Genomic DNA, 21871 nt, shown 5'->3' with positions numbered 1-21871 from the left:
CACCCGACCCGGCGCCGCGCGGCGCCGCACTCTTCCCGTCACGCGTCCGCTACCGCCCGAAAGGCCTCCACGTGACCCCTCAGCACCTCGACTCCGCCCGCGAGACCACCGACTGGTGGCGGCAGGCCGTCGTCTATCAGGTGTACCCGCGCAGCTTCGCCGACTCCGACGGCGACGGCATCGGCGACCTCCCCGGCATCACCTCCCGGCTGCCCTACCTCGCCGGCCTGGGCGTGGACGCCGTCTGGCTGAGCCCCTTCTACCCCTCGGAGCTGGCCGACGGCGGCTATGACGTCGCCGACTACCGCGATGTCGACCCGCGGCTGGGCACCTTGGACGACTTCGACGCCATGGTGGCCGAGGCGCACCGCCTGGGCCTCAAGGTGATGGTGGACATCGTGCCCAACCACTCCTCCCACCAGCACCAGTGGTTCCAGGAGGCGCTGCGCGCCGAGCCCGGATCCGCCGCGCGGGAGCGCTATGTCTTCCGCGAGGGCAAGGGCGAGCACGGTGAACTGCCGCCCACCGACTGGATCTCCTGCTTCGGCGGCCCGGCCTGGACCCGGCTGCCGGACGGCTGGTGGTACCTCCACCTCTTCGCCCCCGAGCAGCCCGACTTCAACTGGGACAACCCCGAGGTCCGCGCGGACTTCCGGCAGACCCTGCGCTTCTGGTCCGACCGCGGTGTCGACGGCTTCCGCGTCGATGTGGCCCACGGTCTGGCGAAGGATCTGGCCGCGCCGCTCCGCGACATCGGCACCGTCGAGGGCTACACACCCGCGGACCTGCCCGAGGACGGCAGCCACCCCTTCTGGGACCGGGACGAGGTCCATGAGATCTTCCGGGACTGGCGCAAGGTCTTCAACGAGTACGACCCGCCCCGGGTCGCCGTCGCCGAGGCCTGGGTGCGCAACTCCCGCCGTACCGCCTATGCCACCCCGCAGGAGCTCGGCCAGGCCTTCAACTTCGACTTCCTCAAGGCCGCGCTGGACGCGGCGGAGCTGCGTGCCTCCATCGACACCGCACTCGCCGACGCGCGGGCGGCCGGGGCGACCGCGACCTGGGTGCTCTCCAACCACGATGTGATCCGGCACGCCTCCCGGTACGGCCTCCCGGAGGGCCGCGACGAAGAGGCCTGGCTGCTCTCCGACGGACAGGAACCCGTCCTCGACCGGGAGTTCGGCCTGCGCCGGGCCCTGGCCGCGACCCTGCTGATGCTGGCGCTGCCCGGCTCGGCCTACGTCTACCAGGGCGAGGAACTGGGCCTGCCCGAAGTCGCCGAGCTCTCCCGCGACAGCCTCCAGGACCCGGTGTGGACCCGCAGCGGCGGTGCGCTGAAGGGGCGGGACGGCTGCCGGGTGCCGCTGCCGTGGCGGCGCGAGGGCAGCTCGTACGGATTCGGCAGCGGCGGCTCCTGGCTGCCGCAGCCCCAGGGCTGGGGCGCGCTGTCCGTCGAGGCCCAGGAGGGCGTGGCGTCCGCACCCCTGGAGCTCTACCGCAGGGCGCTGGCCACCCGACGCCGGATGGTGGGCGACGAGGCGCTGGAATGGTCCGGCGAGACGACGGACCCGGGCACCCTGCACTTCCGCCGCTCGGGCGGCTGGGAGTGTGTGGCCAACCTGTCGGACGAGCCCCGGCCGCTGCCGGCCGGCGAGCTGCTGCTGAGCTCCGCGCCGGTCACCGGCGACCAGCTGCCGCCGTGGACCACGGTCTGGCTGCGCACCACGCGCTGACCGGGGACGTGCCCTGGGGACCTGTCAGGCGCTGAGCGCCGTCAGGTCCCCTCGGGCGTGCGCCAGGACCGCACCGTCGTAGCGCCGCACCAGCAGCCGGGCCAGTTCGGGTGCCGGGCCGAGGACGGGGGCGAGAAGGTCGGCGTGCGCCTCACGGGCGCCGGCGGCGATCCGGTCCGGGAGGAATCCGGGCGCGATGACGTACGGGGCGACGGCCACCCGCCGGACGCCCTCGGCACGCAGGGCCCGCACCGCGTCGGCGGTGCCGGGAAGAGATGCGGAGGCGAACGCAGGCCGCACGGCACACCAACCAGCGGTGCGCCACCACTCCCGCGCGATTTCAGCGATCACTGCGCTCGCCTCCGGGTCCGAGGAGCCCGCCGAGGCTAGTACGACCCCGGTCGAGCGACGGTCGCCGGGTCGCAGCCCGGCTTCCTCCAGCCTGCGCTCCAGCGCGGCGATCAGGAGGGGCGACGGGCCCAGCACGTCGGCCTGACGGATGGTCAGCAGGGGCAGCCGGGCGGCCGCCTCCCGCAGTACCGCCGGGATGTCGGACTTCGCGTGGAAGGCCCGGGTCAGCAGCAGCGGCAGCGCCACCACATCCCTGACCCCCTCGGCCGACAGGCGCTCCAGTACCCGCGGCACCCGGGGGGCGTTGAAGTCGAGATAACCGACCTCGACCCGCAGCCCCGGCCGCAGCGCCCGGACCCGCGCGCAGAGCGCGGTGACGGTCGCCGCGTGCCGCGGGTCGCGGCTGCCGTGGGCGATGACGAGAAGTGTGGGGCGGGTATGCATGGGTCAGTTCTTCACCAGGAGGCCGCGGCTGCGCAGCACCCGGCGTTCGACCGGGGCGAAGATCAGCAGCTCGATGCCGATACCGACGATGAGGATGAGCAGGATCGCGGACAGCACCCAGGACATGTCCTGGAGCTCACGGCCCTGCTCCAGCAGCTGGCCCAGACCGGTGCCCAGATCGGGCGCGTTCACGATGAGCTCGGCGGCCATCAGGGAACGCCAGGAGAACGCCCAGCCCTGCTTGAGCCCGGCGATATAGCCCGGCAGTGCGGCCGGCAGCAGCACATGCCGCACCCCGGCGAGGCCGGTGGCACCGATGGTGCGGCCCGCCCGCAGGTAGAGCGGGGAGATCTGGTCCACGCCCGCCACCAGTCCGTTGGCGATGGACGGGACCGCGCCGAGCAGCACCACCGTGTAGATCGTGGCGTCGCTCAGCCCGAACCAGATGATCGCGGCCGGGACCCAGGCGACCGAGGGCAGCGACTGGAGCCCGCTCAGGATCGGCCCGATCGCGGCCCGGACGGCCTTGACCTGGGCGACGATCAGCCCGAGCACCGTGCCGATGGCCACCGAGGCGAGAAAGCCGAGGGCGCCGCGGGAGACGCTGGTCCACACGAAGCTCAGCAGGGTGCCCTCCAGCCACTTCTGCTGGAGCGAGCGGCCGACGTCGACGGGGCTCGGCAGCAGGTAGTGCGGCTTGAGCGCGAAGTGGTAGGCGAGCTGCCACAGGGCGAGCACGATCGCGATGGCGATCAGCGGAGGAAGCGCCTTCGAGGCGGCGGTACGCAGCCACGGCTGCCGGTCGACGACCCTGGATTCCAGGGCGTCCAGCCCGGCCTCCAGACCGGCGATGTCGCCGGAGCCGTCCCCCTCCGCGGCGGTGGACGGGACCTTGGTCTCAGTGCTGGCCATGGCGGCGGATCTCCCCACGGAGCTGTTCGGTGATCTCGATGGAAAGGTCGGCGACCGCGGAGTCCTCGATGCGGCGCGGCTGCGGGATGTCCACCCGCCATTCACGCGCGATCCGGCCCGGACGGGAGGACAGCAGGACCACGCGTTCGGCGAGCCGCACGGCCTCCCGGACGTTGTGGGTGACGAAGAGGACCGAGAGGTTCGTCTCGCGCCAGATCCGGGTCAGCTCGTCGTGCAGCACATCGCGGGTGATCGCGTCGAGCGCCGCGAACGGCTCGTCCATCAGCAGCAGTTGGCTGTCCTGGGCGAGCGCACGGGCCATCGCGACCCGCTGGCGCATCCCGCCCGACAGCTCGTGCACCCGCTTGCCGTGGGCGCCCTTGAGGCGGACGAGTTCGAGCAGCCGCTCGGCTTCCTCGCGGCGCTCCGCGCGCGGCACCCCGCGCAGCCGCAGCGCCAGTTCGATGTTCCGGCCCGCGGTCAGCCACGGGAACAGCGCATGCTCCTGGAACATCAGGGCCGGCCGGCCGCCCGGCGTCTCGATGGCGCCGGCGGACGGCGCGTCGAGCCCGGCGACGATGTTGAGGAGGGTGGACTTGCCGCAGCCCGAGGCCCCCAGGATGCAGACGAATTCGCCGGGCGCCACATCGATGCTGATGTCGTCCAGGACATGCTGCTGTGCGCCGGTGCGGCCGAACGACTTCGAGACATGGTCGATGCGAGCCGCGTACGGCACGGTGGTGCCCGTGTCCGCCGTGGCGGGCTGCTGCTTGGTGAGCGTGGTGGTCGTCATCGGTGTCACCTCCTGGGGGAGTGCGTGCTGCGGGCGGGGCTACTTGCTGCCGAGTCCGGCGTCGTCGACCGGCGGCTTGCCTTGCGACTTCAGCACCTTGTTCAGCAGCGTGAGGTCGTAGATGCCCTTGAGGTCGGGCTTCTTCAGCAGGCCCGCCTTGACGCCGTGGTCGGCCTCCTGCTGGAGGGTGGCGGCCAGCGGGTCATCGGTGATGTCGACGTTCTTGAACGCCGGGTCGATGACGTTCTGCGGCAGTGCCTTGCCGGCCACGTTCGAGGAGGCGAGCTTGTCGTTGAGGGTCTTCTTCGCCTCGGCCGGGTGCGAACGGATCCAGGCGTTGGTCTTCACCGAGGCCCGCAGCACCGCCTCGACGGCCTTCGGGTGCTCCTTGAGGAACTTCTGCGAGACGATCATGTTCGTGATGACGAACTTCCCGTCCTTCCACAGCTTCTTCTCGTCCAGGAGCGTCTTGCCGCCCTCGGCGACGAGCTTGGAAGCGGTGGGCTCGGGCACCCAGGCGCCGTCGATGCCGCCCTGCTGGAAGACCGTGGGCGTCACCTTGTTGTCGGTGCGCTGGACGGTGACGTCGCCCTTGCCGGTGGTGGGGTCGACCTTGTAACCCTTGCCGGCCAGGTAGTTGAGCAGGGCGACGTCCTGGGTGTTGCCCAGCTGCGGGGTCGCGATCGTCTTGCCCTTGAGGTCGCCCAGGCTCTTGATCTTCTTGGGGTTGACCACCAGCGAGACCCCGCCGGAGGCCGAACCCCCGATGATCTTCAGGCTCTTGCCGTGCGACTTGGCGTAGCCGTTGATCGCGGGGGAGGGGCCGATCCAGCCGATGTCGATGGCGCCCGAGTTGAGCGCCTCGATCTCCTCGGGGCCCGCGTTGAAGACGGAGGACTTCACCTCGGTGCCGCCCAGTTCCTTCTGGAACGTGCCGTTCTGGAGGCCCACCAGCGGGGTGGCGTGCGTGGTGTTGCCGAAGTACCCGATCGTCAGCTGATCGAGCCCATCGGTCTTGGCGCCCTTGGGTGCGACCCCGGCCGCGGTGTCCTTCTTGGCCTGGGAGCCGTAGCCGCAGGCGCCCAGCGCCCCTATCAGGAGCGGGACGGTGGCGGCGGCCGCCAGCAGGCGGTGACGAACGGCAGACACGGGAGGAGTTCCTCTCGGAGGGCCGGGCGGTGCGCGCCCTCTAGAGCGCGCCCGGCGGAGCTATGGATCTTCGGAAGGGGGGCGTGGGGGATACGGAGCCGGGCATCGTCAGCGCACACATCGGCCGACTCCGCCCTGCCCGCTGCCCAGGGCGCCGCTGCCGATGCGGCCGCCCTCCTTCGCGAAGGTCGAGAAAACGTCCTGGAGCATGCTCAGAAGTCCCATCCCTCGTCGTCCGCCGCGGCCGCCGGTGCGGCCTCTTCCGCCGCCTCCGCGAAGGCGGTGCCCGCCATGCCCGCGGTCAGCGTCGTCCCGTCCGCCGGGTCGATCAGCAGGAAGGAGCCGGTGCGGCGGGAGTCGGCGTAGGCGTCCAGCGCCAGCGGCTCCGCCGTGCGCAGCACGATCCGCCCGATGTCGTTGGCGGCCAGCTCACCGGGCGCCGGGTGCTGCGAGAGGTCGTCCAGGGTCAGCCGGGACGGGATGTCCTTGACGATCGCCTTGACCGTGCGGGTGGTGTGCTTGAGCAGCACCCGCTGCCCGACGGTCAGCGGCCGGTCCGCCACATGGCAGACGGTCGCCTCGATGTCCTGCGAGACACCCGGCGCGGTGGCCGTCGGGGCGATCAGGTCGCCGCGCGAGACGTCGATGTCGTCGGTGAGCCGGACGGTGACCGACTGCGGCGCCCAGGCGACGTCCACGGCCTGGCCGAGCGCGTCGATCGCCTCGATGCTGCTCGTACGGCCCGAGGGCAGCACGGTGACGGCATCGCCGACGCGCAGCACACCGGAGGCGATCTGGCCCGCGTAGCCGCGGTAGTCGGGGTGTTCGGCGGTCTGCGGACGGATCACGTACTGGACCGGGAAGCGGCCGGGGTCGTCCGAGGGGTCGGCGACGACGGCCACGGTCTCCAGGTGCTCCAGCACGGTCGGGCCGCCGTACCAGTCCATGTGGGCCGACGGCGTCACGACATTGTCACCGGCCAGCGCCGAGATCGGGATCGCGGTGATCTCCGGGACGCCCAGCGAGGCCGCGTAGGTCGTGAACTCCTCGGCGATGGCGGCGAAGACCGGCTCGGCGTAGTCGACCAGGTCCATCTTGTTGACGGCCAGGACGACATGCGGGACCCGCAGCAGGGCGGCGACCGCGGCATGCCGGCGGGTCTGCTCGACGACGCCGTTGCGGGCGTCGACCAGCACCACGGCCAGCTCGGCGGTGGAGGCGCCGGTGACCATGTTGCGGGTGTACTGCACATGCCCGGGGGTGTCCGCGAGGATGAAGCGGCGGCGCGGGGTGGCGAAGTAGCGGTAGGCGACATCGATGGTGATGCCCTGCTCGCGCTCGGCGCGCAGCCCGTCGGTCAGCAGCGCCAGGTCGGGCGCCTCCTGCCCGCGGTTGCGGGAGGCGTGCTCGACGGCCTCCAGCTGGTCGGCGAGCACCGACTTGGAGTCGTGCAGCAGCCGGCCCACCAGGGTGGACTTGCCGTCGTCGACGGATCCGGCGGTGGCGAAGCGCAGCAGCGAGGTGGCACCCGCGTCCACGACGTCGATCGCGTCCGTGTTCGTACTCATGGTTAGAAGTACCCCTCGCGCTTGCGGTCCTCCATGGCGGCCTCGGACATCTTGTCGTCGGCCCTCGTCGCGCCCCGTTCGGTCAGCCGGGACGCGGCGATCTCCGCGATCACGGCCTCGATGGTGTCCGCGTCGGAGTCGACGGCGCCGGTGCAGGACATGTCGCCGACCGTGCGGTAGCGCACCTGCCGGGTCTCCAGGCTCTCGCCGTCCTTGGGGCCGCCCCACTCACCGGGCGCCAGCCACATGCCGTTGCGGGCGAAGACCTCGCGCTCGTGGGCGTAGTAGATGGCGGGCAGCTCGATCTTCTCGCGGGCTATGTACTGCCACACGTCCAGCTCGGTCCAGTTGGACAGCGGGAAGACCCGGACATGCTCACCGGGGGAGTGCTTGCCGTTGTAGAGCTGCCACAGCTCGGGGCGCTGCCGGCGCGGGTCCCAGCCGCCGAACTCGTCGCGCAGCGAGAACACCCGCTCCTTGGCGCGCGCCTTCTCCTCGTCCCGGCGGCCGCCGCCGAAGACCGCGTCGAAGCGGCCCTTGTCGATGGCGTCCAGCAGCGGCACGGTCTGCAGCGGGTTACGGGTGCCGTCGGGGCGCTCGCGCAGCTCACCGCGGTCGATGAAGTCCTGTACGGAGGCGACGTGCAGCCGCAGCCCGTGCCGCTCCACCGTGCGGTCGCGGTAGTCGAGGACCTCGGGGAAGTTGTGGCCGGTGTCGACATGCAGCAGCGAGAACGGCACCGCGGCGGGCGCGAACGCCTTCAGCGCCAGGTGCAGCATGACGATGGAGTCCTTGCCGCCGGAGAACAGGATCACCGGCCGCTCGAACTCCCCCGCCACCTCACGGAAGATGTGCACCGCCTCGGACTCCAGCGCGTCCAGGTGCGACAGCGCGTAGGGGTTGTCGAGGTCTTCGGTCACGGCAGCGGTGGCGGTCATGCCAGTCCCCTTTCGGTGAGCAGCGTGTGCAGCGCCGCCGCGGACTCCTGCACGGTCTGGGTGTGCGACTCCAGGCGCAGATCGGGCGACTCGGGAGCCTCGTACGGGTCGTCCACACCGGTGAGCCCGGAGATCTCGCCCGCCGCCTGCTTGGCGTACAGGCCCTTCACATCCCGCTCGGAGCAGACCTCGACGGGCGTGGCCACATGCACCTCCAGGTAGGCGGTGCCCTCGCTCTGGTGGCGCTTGCGCACCGCCTCGCGGCTGTCCGCGTACGGCGCGATCACCGGCACCAGCGCCTTGACGCCGTTGCTCGCCAGCAGTTCGGCCACGAAGCCGATGCGCTGGACGTTGGTGTGCCGGTCCGCGCGGCTGAAGCCCAGGCCCGCGGACAGGAACTCGCGGATCTCGTCGCCGTCGAGCACCTCGACCCGGTGGCCCTCGCCGCGCAGCCGGCCGGCCAGCTCGTGCGCGAGGGTCGTCTTGCCCGCGCTCGGCAGACCGGTCAGCCAGATCGTGGCGCCCGTCATGGATATCTCCTGATGCTCGGTCATCCGTGCAGCCCGCACTCGGTCTTGTTGCTGCCGGCCCAGCGGCCGGCCCTGGCGTCCTCGCCCTCCAGCACCCGGCGGGTGCAGGGCGCGCAGCCGACGGAGGCGTAGCCGTCCATCAGCAGCGGGTTGGTGAGCACCCCGTGCTCGGCCACGTACGCGTCCACGTCGGACTGCGTCCAGCGGGCGATCGGCGACACCTTCACCTTCTGCCGCTTCGGGTCCCAGCCGACGACCGGGGTGTTCGCCCGGGTCGGCGACTCGTCCCGGCGCAGCCCCGTCGCCCAGGCGTCGTACCGGGCCAGGCCCTCTTCGAGGGGCTTGACCTTCCGCAGCGCGCAGCACAGGTCGGGGTCGCGGTCGTGCAGCTTCGGGCCGTGCTCGGCGTCCTGTTCGGCCACCGTCTGACGCGGCGTCAGGGTGAGCACGTTGACGTCCATCACCTCGGCCACCGCGTCGCGGGTCCCGAGGGTCTCGGGGAAGTGGTAGCCGGTGTCCAGGAACACCACGTCCACGCCGGGGAAGGCCCGCGAGGCCAGGTGCGCGACGACCGCGTCCTCCATCGAGGAGGTCACGCAGAAGCGCGGACCGAAGGTCTCGGCGGCCCACGTGAGGATCGTCAGTGCGGGCGCGTCCTCCAGGTCACGGCCCGCCTGCTCGGCGAGCTGCTTCAGGTCGGCTGCGGTGGTAGCGGTGGTCACGACTCACCTCCGTCGGGAGCGGAAGGGGACTTGCCGGTCAGCCCCTGGGCCAGCAGGCCCAGGAACTTCAGCCGGAACGCACGGCTGCAGGACCGGCATTCCCAGGCGCCATGGCCCTCTTCGGAAGGCTGAAGGTCCTCGTCCCCGCAGTAGGGGCAGTAGAACGGTGCCGCGCGTTCGCTCACTGTGTCCCCCGCTCAGCCTCGGCGCGCTCGGATGCGCCGGCTTCCCTCGTCACTGCTCGTTCCTTCGTCACTGCGCGGCTCCTCAGTCCAGTCGGCGCCGCGCGCCGAGGCTCGCTCACTTGAGAGCACCCTCTTCCGCACGGGCCGCCCAGGTGGCGAACCGCTCGCCCTCCTCGCGCTGCGCCTCGAAGTTGCGCAGCACCCGCTCGACGTAGTCGGGGAGTTCGTCGGCGGTGACCTTCAGACCGCGGACCTTGCGGCCGAAGCCGGCCTCCAGGCCCAGCGCGCCGCCCAGGTGCACCTGGTAGCCCTCGACCTGGTTGCCCTCGTCGTCCAGGACCAGCTGGCCCTTGAGACCGATGTCCGCGACCTGGATACGGGCGCAGGCGTTCGGGCAGCCGTTGAGGTTGATGGTGACCGGCTCCTGGAAGTCCGGCATCCGCCGCTCCAGCTCGTCGATGAGCGAGGCGCCGCGGCCCTTGGTCTCGACGATGGCGAGCTTGCAGAACTCGATGCCGGTGCAGGCCATCGTGCCGCGCCGGAACGGCGAGGGGGTGACCTGGAAGTCCAGCGCCTCCAGCCCGGCGACGAGCGAGTCGACCTGGTCCCGCGCCACATCGAGGATGATCATCTTCTGCTCGACGGTGGTACGCAGCCGGTCGGAGCCGTGCGCGGCGGCCAGTTCGGCGATCTTGGTGAGGGTGGTGCCGTCGACCCGGCCGACGCGCGGGGCGAAGCCCACGTAGAAGCGGCCGTCCTGCTGCTGGTGCACCCCGATGTGGTCGCGCCACTTGGACGCCGGCTCCTCGGGCGCGGGACCGTCGGCCAGCTTGCGCTGGAGGTACTCGTCCTCCAGCACCTGGCGGAACTTCTCCGGGCCCCAGTCGGCCATCAGGAACTTCAACCGGGCGCGGGTGCGCAGCCGGCGGTAGCCGTAGTCACGGAAGATGCCGACGACGCCGGCCCAGACGTCCGCGACCTCGTCCAGCGGCACCCAGGTGCCCAGGCGCTGGGCCAGCTTGGGGTTGGTGGACAGCCCGCCGCCGACCCAGAGGTCGAAGCCGGGGCCGTGCTCGGGGTGGACGACGCCGACGAAGGCCACGTCATTGATCTCGTGGACCACGTCCTGGACGGGCGAGCCGGAGATCGCCGTCTTGAACTTCCGCGGCAGGTTGGAGAATTCCTTGCTGCCGATGTAGCGGTCGTGGATCTCGTCCACGGCCGGGGTGCCGTCGATGATCTCGTCCGCGGCGATACCGGCCACCGGGGAACCGATGATCACGCGCGGGCAGTCACCGCACGCCTCGGTCGTGGAGAGCCCGACGGCCTCCAGCTTCTCCCAGATGGCGGGGACGTCCTCGATGCGGATCCAGTGCAGCTGGATGTTCTGCCGGTCGGTGATGTCCGCGGTGCCGCGGGCGTACTCCTCGGAGACCTCGCCGATGGCGCGCAGCTGGGCCACGGACAGCCGCCCGCCGTCGATCCGGACCCGCAGCATGAAGTGCTTGTCGTCCAGCTCCTCCGGCTCCAGGATCGCGGTCTTGCCGCCGTCGATCCCGGGCTTGCGCTGGGTGTACAGCCCCCACCAACGCATCCGCCCGCGCAGGTCGTTGGGGTCGATCGAGTCGAAACCGGCCTTGGAGTAGATCGTCTCAATGCGTGTCCGCACATTGAGACCGTCGTCGTCCTTCTTGAACTGCTCATTGCCGTTGAGCGGCGTGAAGTGGCCAACGGCCCACTGGCCCTCACCGCGGTGGCGTCCGGCCTTGCGGCGGGTCGTGGCAGCTGCGGGGACTTCGGAGGAGGCGGCCATGGGTGTATACGTCCTTCTGGGCGGGCTCAAGGGATCCGGACCGGTCGCTGGGCACCACGATGACCTGCGCGGACACACCGAAAGGCGGCGCGTGGCAACGCGTCGGGGAGGTCTGCGGGTCAGGGGGTGTCAGCGCGTCCGCGACGATGGGGACGGCGAGAATGCGGTGCTGCTGGGTGCTGCTCAGGAGCCGAAGCCCCTGGTGAAGGCAGCCTCAGCCCGCCCGACAAATGGCGCTGGACATGCGGCCGAGGTCGACGTGCCGCCGACTCACCAAGGCAATTCCAGCTCGAGACATGACGGAAGCCTGGCACGTCGCTCTCCGGCCAGTCCACCGTCATCCAGAATTTGGACACCACTGTCCCGCATCGCGAGACAGTGTGTTGTCGGTCACTCCCCGGCGGGCTCACCGGCCGTGAGCGGACCCGCACCGGGCCAGGGTCCGGGGGCGGCCCTCTCGGGCTCTTCGTCGACGATGGTCTCGTACAGCCGGAAGCCGCGCCGCTGGTAGTTCGCCATCGCGTGCGGCCCGTCCAGGCTGCAGGTGTGCACCCACACCCGCTTGGTCGGCGCCCGCCCCGGCCACCGCTCGGCCAGGTCCCAGGCCCGCTCGATCCCGTACGCGAGCAGATACCCGCCGATCCGGCGCCCCCGGAACGCCGGGAGGAGCCCGAAATAGCTGATCTCCACGGAGCCGTCCGCCCCGCCCGTCAGCTCGATGAACCCGGCGGGCGTACCGCGCTCGTACGCCACCCAGGTCTCCACCCCCGGCCGCCCGAGGAACTCCGCCCACTCGGTGTACGGCCAGGTCAGCCGGTCGGTCCAGGTGATGTCCCCGCCGACCGCCGTATAGAGGAAGCGGCTGAATTCGGGCGACGGTATCTCGGAGCGGGCGATACGGACGCCCTGTTCGGCCGGCGGCTCCTGGGCGGGGGACGCGTCGGCGGGCGAGGTCTGTTCGAGGTACCAGGTGGTGACCGAGAGGCTCATGGGGCCAGAACATCACACCGGGCCGGGCCAGGGGCCGCCCGACGGGGAAAGCGGGACCCCGAACGGGCGGCGGCGGGGCGTCCCGGCTCATCCCGGCTCATCCCGACTCGTCCCGGATCGTGAGACGCCGGTTCACTTCGTGGCGCGGCGCAGGCCCCGCCGGACCTCCTCCGCCCCCGGGTCACCGGCCCGGTAGGTCTCCCTGGCCGGATCCCTGGCCGGATTCCTGGCCGGATCCCGTCATCCGGGCGAAGACCACCACATTGCCCGCGTAACCGGAACCCGCCGCATAGGGGCCGCCGCAGGTCAGGACCCGCAGCTCGGGGCGTCCGGTGGGGCCGTAGACCTTCCGGGAGGGGAACTTCCGCTTGTCGAAGACCTGGATGCCGTAGACCTCGAAGACCGCGGTCCGTCCGTCCTCGCGCGTCACCCGGATCGTCCGGCCCTTCTCCAGGGCACCCAGCCCGTAGAAGACCGCGGGCCCGCTGCGGCTGTCGACGTGGCCGACGAGGACCGCGGTGCCGTTCTCCCCCGGGGTCGGGGCGTTCGCGTACCAGCCCGCCAGCCCGGGTTCCCCGGCCGGCGGCGCCACGATGCGGCCGTTGCCGTCCAGCCCCAGCGGCAGCAGCGGAGCCGACACATCGAGCGACGGAATCGCCACCCGGGCGGGGACGGAACGGGGCAGCGGCGGCGGTGCGGGCCCGTCGGGCGGGAGATCACCGGGGAAGAGCGCCGAACCGGCTCCGGGCTGCGGCGGCCCCGTCGTCTCCCCGGTCAGGCCCTGCCGCACCATACCGAGGCCGACGAGACCGACCAGCGCCAGCACGCCCCACCGGGGCCGACGCGCGGCCGCCGGATCCCCGGGCGCCGCTTCCGGCGCGCCTGGCGGGCTCATCACTCACCTCCCGTGGCCGCGCGCCCGGGAGGTGCACGGTCCGCAGTCGGCACGCTAGGCGGGCCCCGGGCCGGCAGCGACAGCAGTCGGGCGAACGGGTGGCGGGGCCGGAGGCTGTTGTGTCCGCCGGCTCATCCCTGCCGCTCACCTGATGACTGCGGGCGTTCATGACCCTGACCCCAGCTTCTGCCGTGGTGGACAAGTGGCTGGAGTGCACCGCCTTACCGCACCACAACGGACCCCGGTCCCGCGCGCCTGGTTACGGGACAGTCTTCAACGCCAACCGTCAAGTGATACCTGAGAACTGCCGCGCAGGTAGCTCTGGAGAGCGCTGGCTGTTGTGTCGACAAATGCCTCGGGGATGGCGTTGGCATCAACCCAGCGAACCTGGGAGTGCTTGCGGGGTTCTCGATTCTCGGGCTCGCCGGTCCATTCGTGGGCGGCGAAGACGACCGTGAGAAAGCCGTTGGGGGCCTCGACGCCCCAGGCACCATGGATGATGTGGGCGACAATGAGGGACTCCGGCTTCACCGTGAGGCCGGTCTCCTCGTAGAGCTCGCGCACCGCAGTCTCGGTGATGGGCTCGCCCGGTTCGCTCTTGCCGACGGGAAGGTCCCACATGCCCTGGGCGAACTTGGCGTTCTCGCTGCGCTGGAGGAGGACGACGCGGTTGGTGGCCTTGTCGTGGACGATGACGGCCGCGACCAGCAGGGTCATCGAGTCGAGCGCCGGCTTGAGGGCTTGGGAGCGGTCGTCGGTCTGCTGGGCCACGGTGTTCCCTTCGTCGGGCGGGTTGTTGGGCATGTTAGGCGAGGGCCTCTCGGGCGCGGCGGGCGAGATCGGCGGCGCCGGGGACGCGGCGGCGCTGGTAGACCGCGAGGGTGGAGCGGATCGAGGAGATCGCCTTGCGGGTGCGGTCGGAGGTCATCCCTTCCATGAGCACGAGTGCCTGGGTCCAGGCGGCGACCGCTTCGTCAGCTCGGGCCTGGGCGGCGAGGCTGTCGCCGAGGTCGGCGTGGGTGAGGGCGTGGACGCGCTTGTATTGGTCCGGGTCCCAGCGGGTGAGAGCGTCGCGGTGCTGCTGCTCGGTACCGATGTGGTCGGCGAGGTCGGTCAAGGTGCGGGCGGTGTGGCTGGCCACGGTGCCGGCAGCCGGGCCGCTGACGCGGGAGTAGCTGGGCTGGGGGCCGTCGTCGCGTAGGAGGGCGTCTTCGGCAGCGAGCAGGGCGCGCGCGGCCAGGGGGTTCTCGTTCACGGCTGCGTAGGCGCGGGCGTGGGTGATGTGGAGGAGGGCCTCGGTCTGGCCGTCGACGTGACCGAGGCCGCGTCGCAGGGCGCCTTCGACGAGGTCGACGCAGTGGTGGGGCAGCTTGAGGCTCAGGGCCTGGTGGGCGAGGGCGCGCATCATCCAGGCCGCGTGACCGTGGGGGTCGGCTTCGCAGGCGAGCTGGTAGCCGACTTGGTAGTAGCGCTGGGCCGCGCCCTCGTGGCCCAGGTCGTGATGCTTCCACCCGGCGAGGTAGGCGAGTTCGGCGACGGCGCCGAAGGCGGCGCGGCGTAACGGCTCCGAGGGGAAGCGTCCGCGGAGCATCGGGGCGGCGGTGTCGGCGAGGTACGCGGTGACGGTGGTCAGGCCGTGCCCGCCACCCAGGCGCTCGTCGGCGGCGCTGAAGGCCGCGGTGATCTGGCGTACGACGTCCACGTCCTCCGCGCCGACCACGGACGTGCCGGTGCGGGCACGGAGCATGCGGGCGGCGGCCTCGTGGTCGTAGTCGAGTGGCATGGCGACGCCGGCGGTGGTGAAGGCCGCGATGGTGAGGAAACGTCGGCGTTCGACGTCGGCGCGGCCCAGGTCGGTGACAGCGCGGACGGGGTCCGATTCCGCCGGCTCTTCGGCCTCGCTGGTAGGGAGGCCGATCTCGGTCTGGGTGATCGTGAGTCCGGCTCGGCGGGACAGTGCTTCGGCAAGGTATTGGCCTACCCGGCCCGAAGGAGAACGGGTGCCGTTCACCCAGTGCGAGATGGCCGACTTGTTGGTCTGGAGGTTTTCGCCGTTCTCGGCGGCGATGCGCCGCACGTCTCTGGCGAGGGCGTCGTAGGTGCAGTCGACCGCGTCGATGCTGTCGCGCAGACGGAAGTTGGGGGCTTTCTGCGCCGCCACGATCGCCTCCACTCCGGAGCTGTAAACCGCGTATACCGCTTCAGCTGCCTTCCACCGTACCCACTGAGCGTGACCACTGGTTCACTTATCAGCAGCCGCCCGGAACGGCGCGACCGTGATCCAGGCTCCCCCTTGGTCCGGGCGGCTCCCCGAAGTTCCGTACGCCCACACGGGTTCGGGCATTCCTGTGCCCGGCCCGGACGATCAGAGACGGAGATACGGTGACCACCATCGACACCACGGCCACGGTCGAACTGCCCGAGGCGTTCGACCCGCGCTGGAGCCGCCTGCCCGGCATCCAGGTCGACGGTCGACGCATCACGATCGACCCGGCCGAGTACTTCTTCCGCTTCGAGTCCAACACCTGGCTCGTGGCCGACTGGGAGCTGGTCAAGGCCCAGCTCCTCGGCGTGGACGAGACGACCGAGAGCGCGGTCGAGCAGCTCGCGCTCGACTTCATCAAGAAGCACGGCGAGTCCACCTCTGACGCCGCTCGTGTCCTGGCCACCGCGTACGAGGTGTACGCCTACCTCTTCCGCGACGAGCACCTCACCGGCCTCGGACTCCCGCAGATCACGGCCGACCATCTGCGGATGCTCCGCGAGGCGGCCACGCTCATGGCGCTCAACAAGGTCGAACTGGACGGGCACATCTCCAACGTCGGCCCGTGCTGGTTCTTCCCCGCCGCCACCTCCGTCGTCTTCGACCTGGATGACGAAATGGGCGGGATGCTCGACGAGGTCTACCACGGCGGCTGGTTCAACGAGCACCGCCGGATCGAGTCCATCAAGGCCCACACCGCGCTCGGTGGGCGCCTCGTGCACGGCTGCCAGTCCGTGCCGGACCAGACCGGTGGTGTCGTCGCGCCCTACGGCGCCTCGATGGCGAACTTCCGTGACGACCTCGCCGCGTTCAAGGCGGGCTGGATCGAGCAGGTCTACGCCCACCGCGTGAACGCCGCCGCATAACCCACCCGATCAGGCTCCGGGGCGGGCCGGCCCCCTTGCCCGCCCCGGACGCCTCCAACTGACCGGAGCCCCCAATGAGCCCGAACCCCAGCGCCGACCTCCTCGACAACCTGCTCACCGTGACCGGTCAGGCCACCGCTGTACGGGAGGAGGTGCGTGTGTGGTCCATGTCCGGAGTCGAGCGCGTGGCCTTCCCCGACGGCTCCACGGCCGTCTTCAAGTACGCCAAGAAGCCGTTCGACAGCGAGGATCAGGCCCTCCGCCTGGCCCGCACTCTCGGGGTACCCGTCCCCCAGGTCCACGCCTCCGCCGTTCTGGACGGCTGGCTCGGCATGCTCATGGAGGATCTCGGGCCGTCCGTCCGCGAGGCCGACGACCTGGACGGCGTCGCCGCAGCCGTGGTCCTGCACGGCACCCCTACGGCTCCTCCCTTGCCCGTCCTGGACCAGGAGCGGCTGCGCACGCTGCCGGACCGGGCCCTGGAGCACCTCGGACGGCTGCGCAAGGCCGACCGATGGCAGGACGCCGACGACGTCGGGGACACGCTCGGGAGGATCGCCCAAGCAGCCGAGGCCCGCTCGGGCGGAGCAACAATGGAGCCCTTCGGCTGGGTGCACTCCGAGTTCCACCCCACCAGCCTCCACATCGGCGAGCACGGCTGGAGGCTGCTCGACTTCGCCCGTGCCTTCACCGGTCCCGGCCTGCTCGACCTCGCCAGCTGGCACGGCACCATCGAGCCCCCGCACCCCGTACGCCTGCGCGTCTTTCTGGAGCAGTACGTCACCGCCGGCGGTACCCCCGACGCCCTCGCCCCGCGCGGCGGGCTCACCGCCGAGAACTGGTGCCTGGGCTGGCACCGCATGTGGGCCGTCGAGTGGTTCATGGAGCAGGCCATCCGCTGGATCGACGCCCCGGCAACCGACCCTGCTTACATCAAGGTCGTCCGCCGCCACCTCAGCGACGTCCTCCACCTCTTTGAGATCTGACGTGCTCGCCCAGGCTTCCCCGTGGCACGCCCACGCCCTTCAGCGCACCGACGCCGGACTTGCCGAACCCCTCGCCGTACCCGCCCGGATGGAGTGGACCACGAGACCCGGGCAGGGGCCCGGCGCCGAGATCCTCGGCCCCGACCTGCGCGGCAAGCGGCTCCTGGAACTCGGCTGCGGCCCCGGCCACAACGCCGCTCACCTCGCCACCCTTCCCCGAGCTCTCGGCTCCGCTCGAGCAGGGGAGACCCCAATCGGCGCCCACGTCACCGGCGTCGACTTGGTCGGCCTCCAGGTGCGTCGCGCCCGCTCCCACTACGGACGGCTGAACAACCTCACCTTCGTCGCCGGCCATGCCCTGCACTACCTGCACGCCTCCGACGAGCAGTTCGACGCGATCTACTCCGTCTTCGGCGCCGTCGGGCTCGTCGCCCCCGAACTCCTTCTCCCGGCCATCGCCCAGCGCCTCACGCCCGGCCGGATGCTCGTTTTCTCCGTCCCCCACCCGCAGCGCGGCGGCCGAAGCCCCGCTGCCGACGACCATCCCCGTCGCGACCACGTCACCCTCCCCGACCGCACCCGGCTCCCCATCGCTCGCTGGGAGTTCGCCACCGACTGCTGGGAGAAACACCTGAGCCGGGCGGGCTTCCGGTTCACCGCGTCCCAGGAGTTCCACGATTCCCGCATGGGCCACTGGCCCACCACCTTGCTGATCCGTGCTCGCAAGCTCTGACAGCCATCCGTCCCGGCTTCCCCCTGGAGGAACCGATGCGCCCGCCCTACCTGCTCCTCGACATCGACGGCGTCCTCATCCCCTTCCCCGACGGGGACGGCTCGACCCCGGCCACTCACTCCCGCCATGACGTCGTCCCCACTGGACGGGGCGCCGACGACCCGGTCACCGTCTGGCTCGACCCCGCCCACGGCCCCATGCTCATGGACGTGATCCGTACCGGCCTGGTCACCCCTGCCTGGTGCACCAGTTGGCGCCAGGACGCCACCACCCTGATCGGACCGCTCCTCGGTCTCCCGTCTCTGCCGCACGTCGACCTGCCGCGTCCGCAGATCAACACCAGCCATCCCAACGGCTACCTGTGGAAACGCGACCACGTCGACACCTGGCTGGGCAACGCCCCCGCTATCTGGATCGACGACGACTTCACCAGCCTCGACCACGCCTGGGCCGAAGAGCGAACCGCCCGCGGCGCGGCAACCCTCCTGATCCAACCTGACCCCCGTACCGGGCTCCAAGCAGAGCACCTGGCCGAGGCCCGGACGTGGGCGGGACGGCTGCTCACTGCGCGGACTGCCATCCCCACCACTCCGAACGAAACCGCAGCAGCCTGACACGAACCCGGGGCCGAAGGGCCGATGCCCCCGCCTCAACGGCGGATTCCGGTGACGGGGGCACGGGCCGACCTTTCTGTCGCACCGGGCAGGACCGCCGAGTGCGGCCCTGCCGCTCCGCTACTCGTCGTGGAACACCGCCCCCGCCAGCCGCTCGACCTGGTCCGGGTCCGGGGCCCAGCAATAGAGCATCACCTCGTCCGCGCCGACCTCCCGGCAGACGGCCACCGCCTCACGGATTTGGCCCCCCGTGGTGAGCAGGCCGTTCACCACGTGGTCGGTGAAGCTGTGCGGCGCGTAGTAGGCGCGCACCTCCGCGCGGGCGCGGTCGAGGACCGGCTTCGGGCCGAGCGCGACATTGACCTGGGCCAGCAGCCGCGGGCGGCCCGTACGGCCGGCCCGGTCCCAGGCGTCCTCCACCTGACGGAAGAGTCCGCCGATCTGCCGGGGCGGCAGCGCGGCGCCGAGAAAGCCGTCGCCGAAGCGGGCCACACGCTCCATCACGGCGGGCACGAAACCACCGAACAGCACCTCGGGCCCGCCGGGCCGCGCCGGGGCGGGGCCGATCGGGCCGACGTCCGCGGAGAGCGGTTCACCGGACCAGAGACGCCGCATCGTCGCCATCTGTGTGTCGAGCCGGCGGCCGCGGGTGCGGAGGTCGACACCGCTGGCCAGATAGTCGTCCTCGCGGCCGCCGATGCCGATGCCGAGGGTGAAGCGGGAGCCGGACAGCAGATCGAGGGTGGCGGCCTGCTTGGCGAGCAGCGCCGTGCGGTGCAGCGGGGCGAGCAGCACCTCGGTCTGCAGCCGGATCCGGGTGGTGGCGCCGGCCAGGGTGGCCAGCGTGATGAGGGGCTCGGGGTTGCCGAACACCAGCCGGTCGAGGAGGGCGATGGTGCTGAACGGGGTGGCTTCGGCGCGCCGGGCCCAGCTCAGCAGCTGTGCGGGGTCGCCGATGGGAAGGCCAAGACCTACGGACATGGTGGGTGTCCTCCAGAAGGGCATGCGGGCATGCGTGATCACGGATTGTCGTGTCGCCCGCTCGTTCGGCTCCGCGCGTGCGATACGCGCGGGCTGCTCCCGTTCTGCGACGGCCTTCTGGAGAGCTGATTCAGAGCACGGTCACCTTACGAGGCGGCCGCGCGGCACCGCATCCGGTTTTTCCGCCCGGCCCGCCTGGCTGCACTTCCGACCGCGTCCGCCGCCCCGCCGGCCACCCCCGCCCGGCCCGCTTCCCTCACCCCCGCCGCGCCGCCGCCACCGCGGGTGCCATCGACTGTGGCAGCAGATGGACGGGCTGCGGTGGCAGCCGGAGCTCCACCTCCACGCCGTCCGCGAAGCGGTAGGGCCGGTGCGCCAGCACGCTCGCGAGGTGGCGGCGCAGCCGGGACAGTTCGGCGCGCACCGTGACCGTACGGGTGTCGTCACCGAACAGGTCCCGGGCGAGTTCGGCGGCGCTGCGCCCCTGCGGATGCGCGGCGAGCACGAACAGCAGCTCGGCATGGCGCGGGGTCAGCTCGTGTGACCAGCTGCCGGCCGGTCCGCTGACGGTGACCGTCGAGCCGTCCCGGCCGCTGACGTCCAGCACCACCCGGCTCGGCCCGGTGTCCCGCTCCCGCTGCCCGATACGGATCAGCCAGCCGCCCGGCAGCGGCTCCAGGGTGCACATGCCGTAGCGCGGCAGCCACAACGGCCCGGCCTCGGGCGACTTGGGCAGCGCCACCCGGTCCGGCGGGGTCAGGCCCGTCACCCCCACGACCCAGCCGTGCGGGTCGACGGCCAGCGCCCGTCCGCCGATCCGCGCCAGCACCGGCGCCGCGCTCGACCGCAGCCGCTCCAGGGAGAGGTGATGGCGGGTGCGCAGTTCGCCCTCGGCGAGCCGGGCGACCGCGGACACCAGCGAGAGCGTGGTGGGGTGGAAGCCGGGCGCCGGGCCGCTGACGTCCACCGTGCCCAACAGCCGCCCGTCGCGCGGGTCGTGGAGCGGCGCCGCGGCGCAGGTCCACCCGTGGTGGCTGCGGACGAAGTGCTCCGCGGAGTGCACCAGCACCGGCCGGCGGGCGACCAGGGCGGTGCCGATGGCGTTGGTGCCGACGACGCCCTCCCGCCAGTCGGCGCCCTTGTCGAAGCCCAGCCGGTCGGCCATCCGGCGGACCGGCGCGCTGCCCTCCCGCCACAGCACCCGGCCCTCGGCATCGGTGACCACCATGATCTGCTGGGCGGCATCGGCGGCCGCCAGCAGCCCCTCGTTCAGCACCGGCAGCACCGGGCTCAGCCGGGACAGCTGCCGACGGTGCTCCAACTCCGCGACGGACAGCGGGGTCTGCGGCTGGTCCCGGTCCGGGTCCACGCCCGAGACCTGCGCCCGGCGCCAGGACTCACCGATGACCGCGCGGGGCGCGTCGGACAGCGCGTCGGCCGGTGTCTCGCCCGCGAGGACGGCCTCCCGGACCGTGGCGAGGCGCTGGGCGGTCACACGGATGTCCTGGGCCGACCAGATGGCACTGTCGATCGGTCTGTCGCTCACACTGCTCTCCGTTGCGCACTGTCCCCGGGTGGTGCCCGTCGTGCCGTCACCAGACCGTCCTGGAAGGGCCATTGTTCAGGTCCGGACCGGCGCACTGCAACGGACTGCAACCGTTGTGGCCTATGACGCGTTCCCGGGAATCTTGGCGGAGCGGCCGATGGCGCCCCGCCACCGCGGGTTCGCCGGACACCCGTCGGGGAACCACCGGTGAGGGCCGGGGATGCCATCGGCCGCCGGTGCGATGTCGGCAGTGCGGGGGAGGGGGCGACCATGAGGGCCGCTGCCCCGCGCGTCGTGGTGATCGGTGCCGACGAGGGAACCCGCACCGTGCGGGCGGCCCGGCTGGCGGAGCACTACGGGATTCCCCGGCTGCCCGCGGTCGACCTGCTGATCGGGCGTCAGCGGCTGCCCGCCGACGGCTATGTCGTCGACGGCGCCCCGCAGCTTCTCGACCGGGTGGCCGGCACCGGCGGTCTGCTGCCCGCGCTGGCCTTCGCCGATCTCGTGGTCCTGCTGCACGGTGCGGAGTGGAGCGGCGCCGACGAGGCCTGTCGGGTGCTGCGCTACTACGAGGCACGCGGGGTGCTGGTGGCCTTCCCTGTGGAAGCGCCGGACGGCGACCTCGTCGTGGCCATCGATGCCGCGGTGCGCGGGCGCGGCACGGACCCGCCGGAGCGTCCCGGCAGCCCCTGAGACCGGGGAGCGGTGCCGGGTCGGCGCGGCACCGCTCCCTGACCGGCGCGGCGGCGGTAACCCCCTGTCCCCGTCGTTCCGTGCGGCCGACGGCCCGGAGACGACGGGGAGCCGCCGCCGCGTCGCTGAACCGGCCGGGCCGGGCGGGGGCTCGGCAGCCACCGGC

23 protein-coding genes are annotated in these 21871 nt (G+C 71.7%); 6 read left to right on the top strand and 17 right to left on the bottom strand.

Features of this window, described 5'->3' with window-relative positions; genetic code table 11:
* The first annotated feature begins 71 nt into the window (after positions 1-71).
* Complete coding sequence (locus ACZ4XD_RS07850) at positions 72-1733, top strand: glycoside hydrolase family 13 protein (protein WP_468039247.1); 1662 nt, start codon at positions 72-74, stop codon at positions 1731-1733.
* Positions 1734-1757: 24 nt separating this feature from the next.
* On the opposite strand, the gene ACZ4XD_RS07845 is transcribed toward ACZ4XD_RS07850, so the two are convergent.
* From ACZ4XD_RS07845 to ACZ4XD_RS07775, 15 genes are all read right to left on the bottom strand, one after another.
* The gene (locus tag ACZ4XD_RS07845; RefSeq protein WP_468039245.1) at positions 1758-2528 is read right to left on the bottom strand and encodes a sirohydrochlorin chelatase; all 771 of its coding nucleotides are present in this window, start codon (positions 2526-2528) and stop codon (positions 1758-1760) included.
* Between the two features lie 3 nt (positions 2529-2531).
* Positions 2532-3440 carry an ABC transporter permease gene (locus tag ACZ4XD_RS07840; protein ID WP_468039243.1) on the bottom strand — a complete coding sequence of 303 codons (909 nt, stop codon included), beginning with the start codon at positions 3438-3440 and terminating at the stop codon, positions 2532-2534.
* Positions 3427-4233, bottom strand: a complete 807-nt coding sequence (locus ACZ4XD_RS07835) for an ABC transporter ATP-binding protein (protein ID WP_468039241.1) — start codon at positions 4231-4233, stop codon at positions 3427-3429. The genes ACZ4XD_RS07840 and ACZ4XD_RS07835 overlap by 14 nt, the downstream gene beginning before the upstream one ends.
* Positions 4234-4272: 39 nt before the next feature.
* Positions 4273-5382 (bottom strand): aliphatic sulfonate ABC transporter substrate-binding protein, encoded by a 1110-nt coding sequence (locus tag ACZ4XD_RS07830; RefSeq protein WP_468039239.1) that lies wholly within the window; start codon positions 5380-5382, stop codon positions 4273-4275.
* 212 nt (positions 5383-5594) lie between these two features.
* Positions 5595-6950, bottom strand: a complete 1356-nt coding sequence (locus tag ACZ4XD_RS07825; protein WP_468039237.1) for a sulfate adenylyltransferase subunit 1 — start codon at positions 6948-6950, stop codon at positions 5595-5597.
* A 2-nt stretch (positions 6951-6952) separates the two neighbouring features.
* Complete coding sequence (gene cysD / locus ACZ4XD_RS07820) at positions 6953-7888, bottom strand: sulfate adenylyltransferase subunit CysD (protein WP_468039235.1); 936 nt, start codon at positions 7886-7888, stop codon at positions 6953-6955.
* Entirely contained in the window at positions 7885-8418 is a 534-nt protein-coding gene (cysC, locus tag ACZ4XD_RS07815; protein WP_042159386.1) for an adenylyl-sulfate kinase, read from the bottom strand. Before cysC ends, cysD begins: the two co-directional genes overlap by 4 nt.
* A 20-nt stretch (positions 8419-8438) precedes the next feature.
* A complete protein-coding gene (locus tag ACZ4XD_RS07810) occupies positions 8439-9140 on the bottom strand; it encodes a phosphoadenylyl-sulfate reductase (RefSeq protein ID WP_468039233.1) in 702 nt (233 codons plus the stop codon).
* On the bottom strand, positions 9137-9325 hold the full coding sequence (locus ACZ4XD_RS07805) for a hypothetical protein (RefSeq protein ID WP_042159383.1): 189 nt from the start codon (positions 9323-9325) through the stop codon (positions 9137-9139). The genes ACZ4XD_RS07810 and ACZ4XD_RS07805 overlap by 4 nt, the downstream gene beginning before the upstream one ends.
* A gap of 115 nt (positions 9326-9440) precedes the next feature.
* The gene (locus ACZ4XD_RS07800) at positions 9441-11138 is read right to left on the bottom strand and encodes a nitrite/sulfite reductase (protein WP_468039231.1); all 1698 of its coding nucleotides are present in this window, start codon (positions 11136-11138) and stop codon (positions 9441-9443) included.
* A gap of 214 nt (positions 11139-11352) precedes the next feature.
* A complete protein-coding gene (locus tag ACZ4XD_RS07795; RefSeq protein ID WP_350257049.1) occupies positions 11353-11436 on the bottom strand; it encodes a putative leader peptide in 84 nt (27 codons plus the stop codon).
* A 92-nt stretch (positions 11437-11528) separates the two neighbouring features.
* Entirely contained in the window at positions 11529-12128 is a 600-nt protein-coding gene (locus tag ACZ4XD_RS07790) for a GNAT family N-acetyltransferase (RefSeq protein WP_468039229.1), read from the bottom strand.
* 181 nt (positions 12129-12309) lie between these two features.
* The gene (locus ACZ4XD_RS07785) at positions 12310-13023 is read right to left on the bottom strand and encodes a class F sortase (RefSeq protein ID WP_468039228.1); all 714 of its coding nucleotides are present in this window, start codon (positions 13021-13023) and stop codon (positions 12310-12312) included.
* A gap of 273 nt (positions 13024-13296) precedes the next feature.
* Positions 13297-13827, bottom strand: coding sequence for an NUDIX domain-containing protein (locus tag ACZ4XD_RS07780; RefSeq protein WP_468039227.1), 531 nt, complete (start codon positions 13825-13827; stop codon positions 13297-13299).
* A gap of 1 nt (position 13828) precedes the next feature.
* Positions 13829-15184 carry a tetratricopeptide repeat protein gene (locus tag ACZ4XD_RS07775; RefSeq protein WP_468039226.1) on the bottom strand — a complete coding sequence of 452 codons (1356 nt, stop codon included), beginning with the start codon at positions 15182-15184 and terminating at the stop codon, positions 13829-13831.
* A 221-nt stretch (positions 15185-15405) separates the two neighbouring features.
* Between ACZ4XD_RS07775 and ACZ4XD_RS07770 the strand changes: the two genes are divergently transcribed.
* The 4 genes from ACZ4XD_RS07770 (at position 15406) to ACZ4XD_RS07755 (ending at position 18485) form a co-directional block, all read left to right on the top strand.
* Positions 15406-16152: a hypothetical protein gene (locus tag ACZ4XD_RS07770; RefSeq protein WP_468039225.1), complete on the top strand. Its 747-nt coding sequence runs from the start codon at positions 15406-15408 to the stop codon at positions 16150-16152.
* Positions 16153-16226: 74 nt separating this feature from the next.
* Complete coding sequence (locus ACZ4XD_RS07765) at positions 16227-17138, top strand: phosphotransferase family protein (protein ID WP_468039224.1); 912 nt, start codon at positions 16227-16229, stop codon at positions 17136-17138.
* A 1-nt stretch (position 17139) separates the two neighbouring features.
* Positions 17140-17871, top strand: a complete 732-nt coding sequence (locus tag ACZ4XD_RS07760; RefSeq protein WP_468039223.1) for a class I SAM-dependent methyltransferase — start codon at positions 17140-17142, stop codon at positions 17869-17871.
* A 35-nt stretch (positions 17872-17906) separates the two neighbouring features.
* On the top strand, positions 17907-18485 hold the full coding sequence (locus ACZ4XD_RS07755; RefSeq protein WP_468039222.1) for an HAD domain-containing protein: 579 nt from the start codon (positions 17907-17909) through the stop codon (positions 18483-18485).
* A gap of 120 nt (positions 18486-18605) precedes the next feature.
* On the opposite strand, the gene ACZ4XD_RS07750 is transcribed toward ACZ4XD_RS07755, so the two are convergent.
* The gene (locus ACZ4XD_RS07750) at positions 18606-19466 is read right to left on the bottom strand and encodes an LLM class flavin-dependent oxidoreductase (RefSeq protein WP_468039221.1); all 861 of its coding nucleotides are present in this window, start codon (positions 19464-19466) and stop codon (positions 18606-18608) included.
* A gap of 256 nt (positions 19467-19722) precedes the next feature.
* Positions 19723-21012 (bottom strand): GAF domain-containing protein, encoded by a 1290-nt coding sequence (locus tag ACZ4XD_RS07745; protein ID WP_468039220.1) that lies wholly within the window; start codon positions 21010-21012, stop codon positions 19723-19725.
* Positions 21013-21282: 270 nt separating this feature from the next.
* Here ACZ4XD_RS07745 and ACZ4XD_RS07740 point away from each other — a divergent pair, with 270 nt between their 5' ends.
* A complete protein-coding gene (locus tag ACZ4XD_RS07740) occupies positions 21283-21705 on the top strand; it encodes a hypothetical protein (RefSeq protein ID WP_468039218.1) in 423 nt (140 codons plus the stop codon).
* The last annotated feature ends 166 nt before the right edge of the window (positions 21706-21871 follow it).

Source organism: Streptomyces sp. NPDC029466 (genome assembly GCF_055574515.1).
This window is presented reverse-complemented; position numbering and strand designations above follow the sequence as displayed.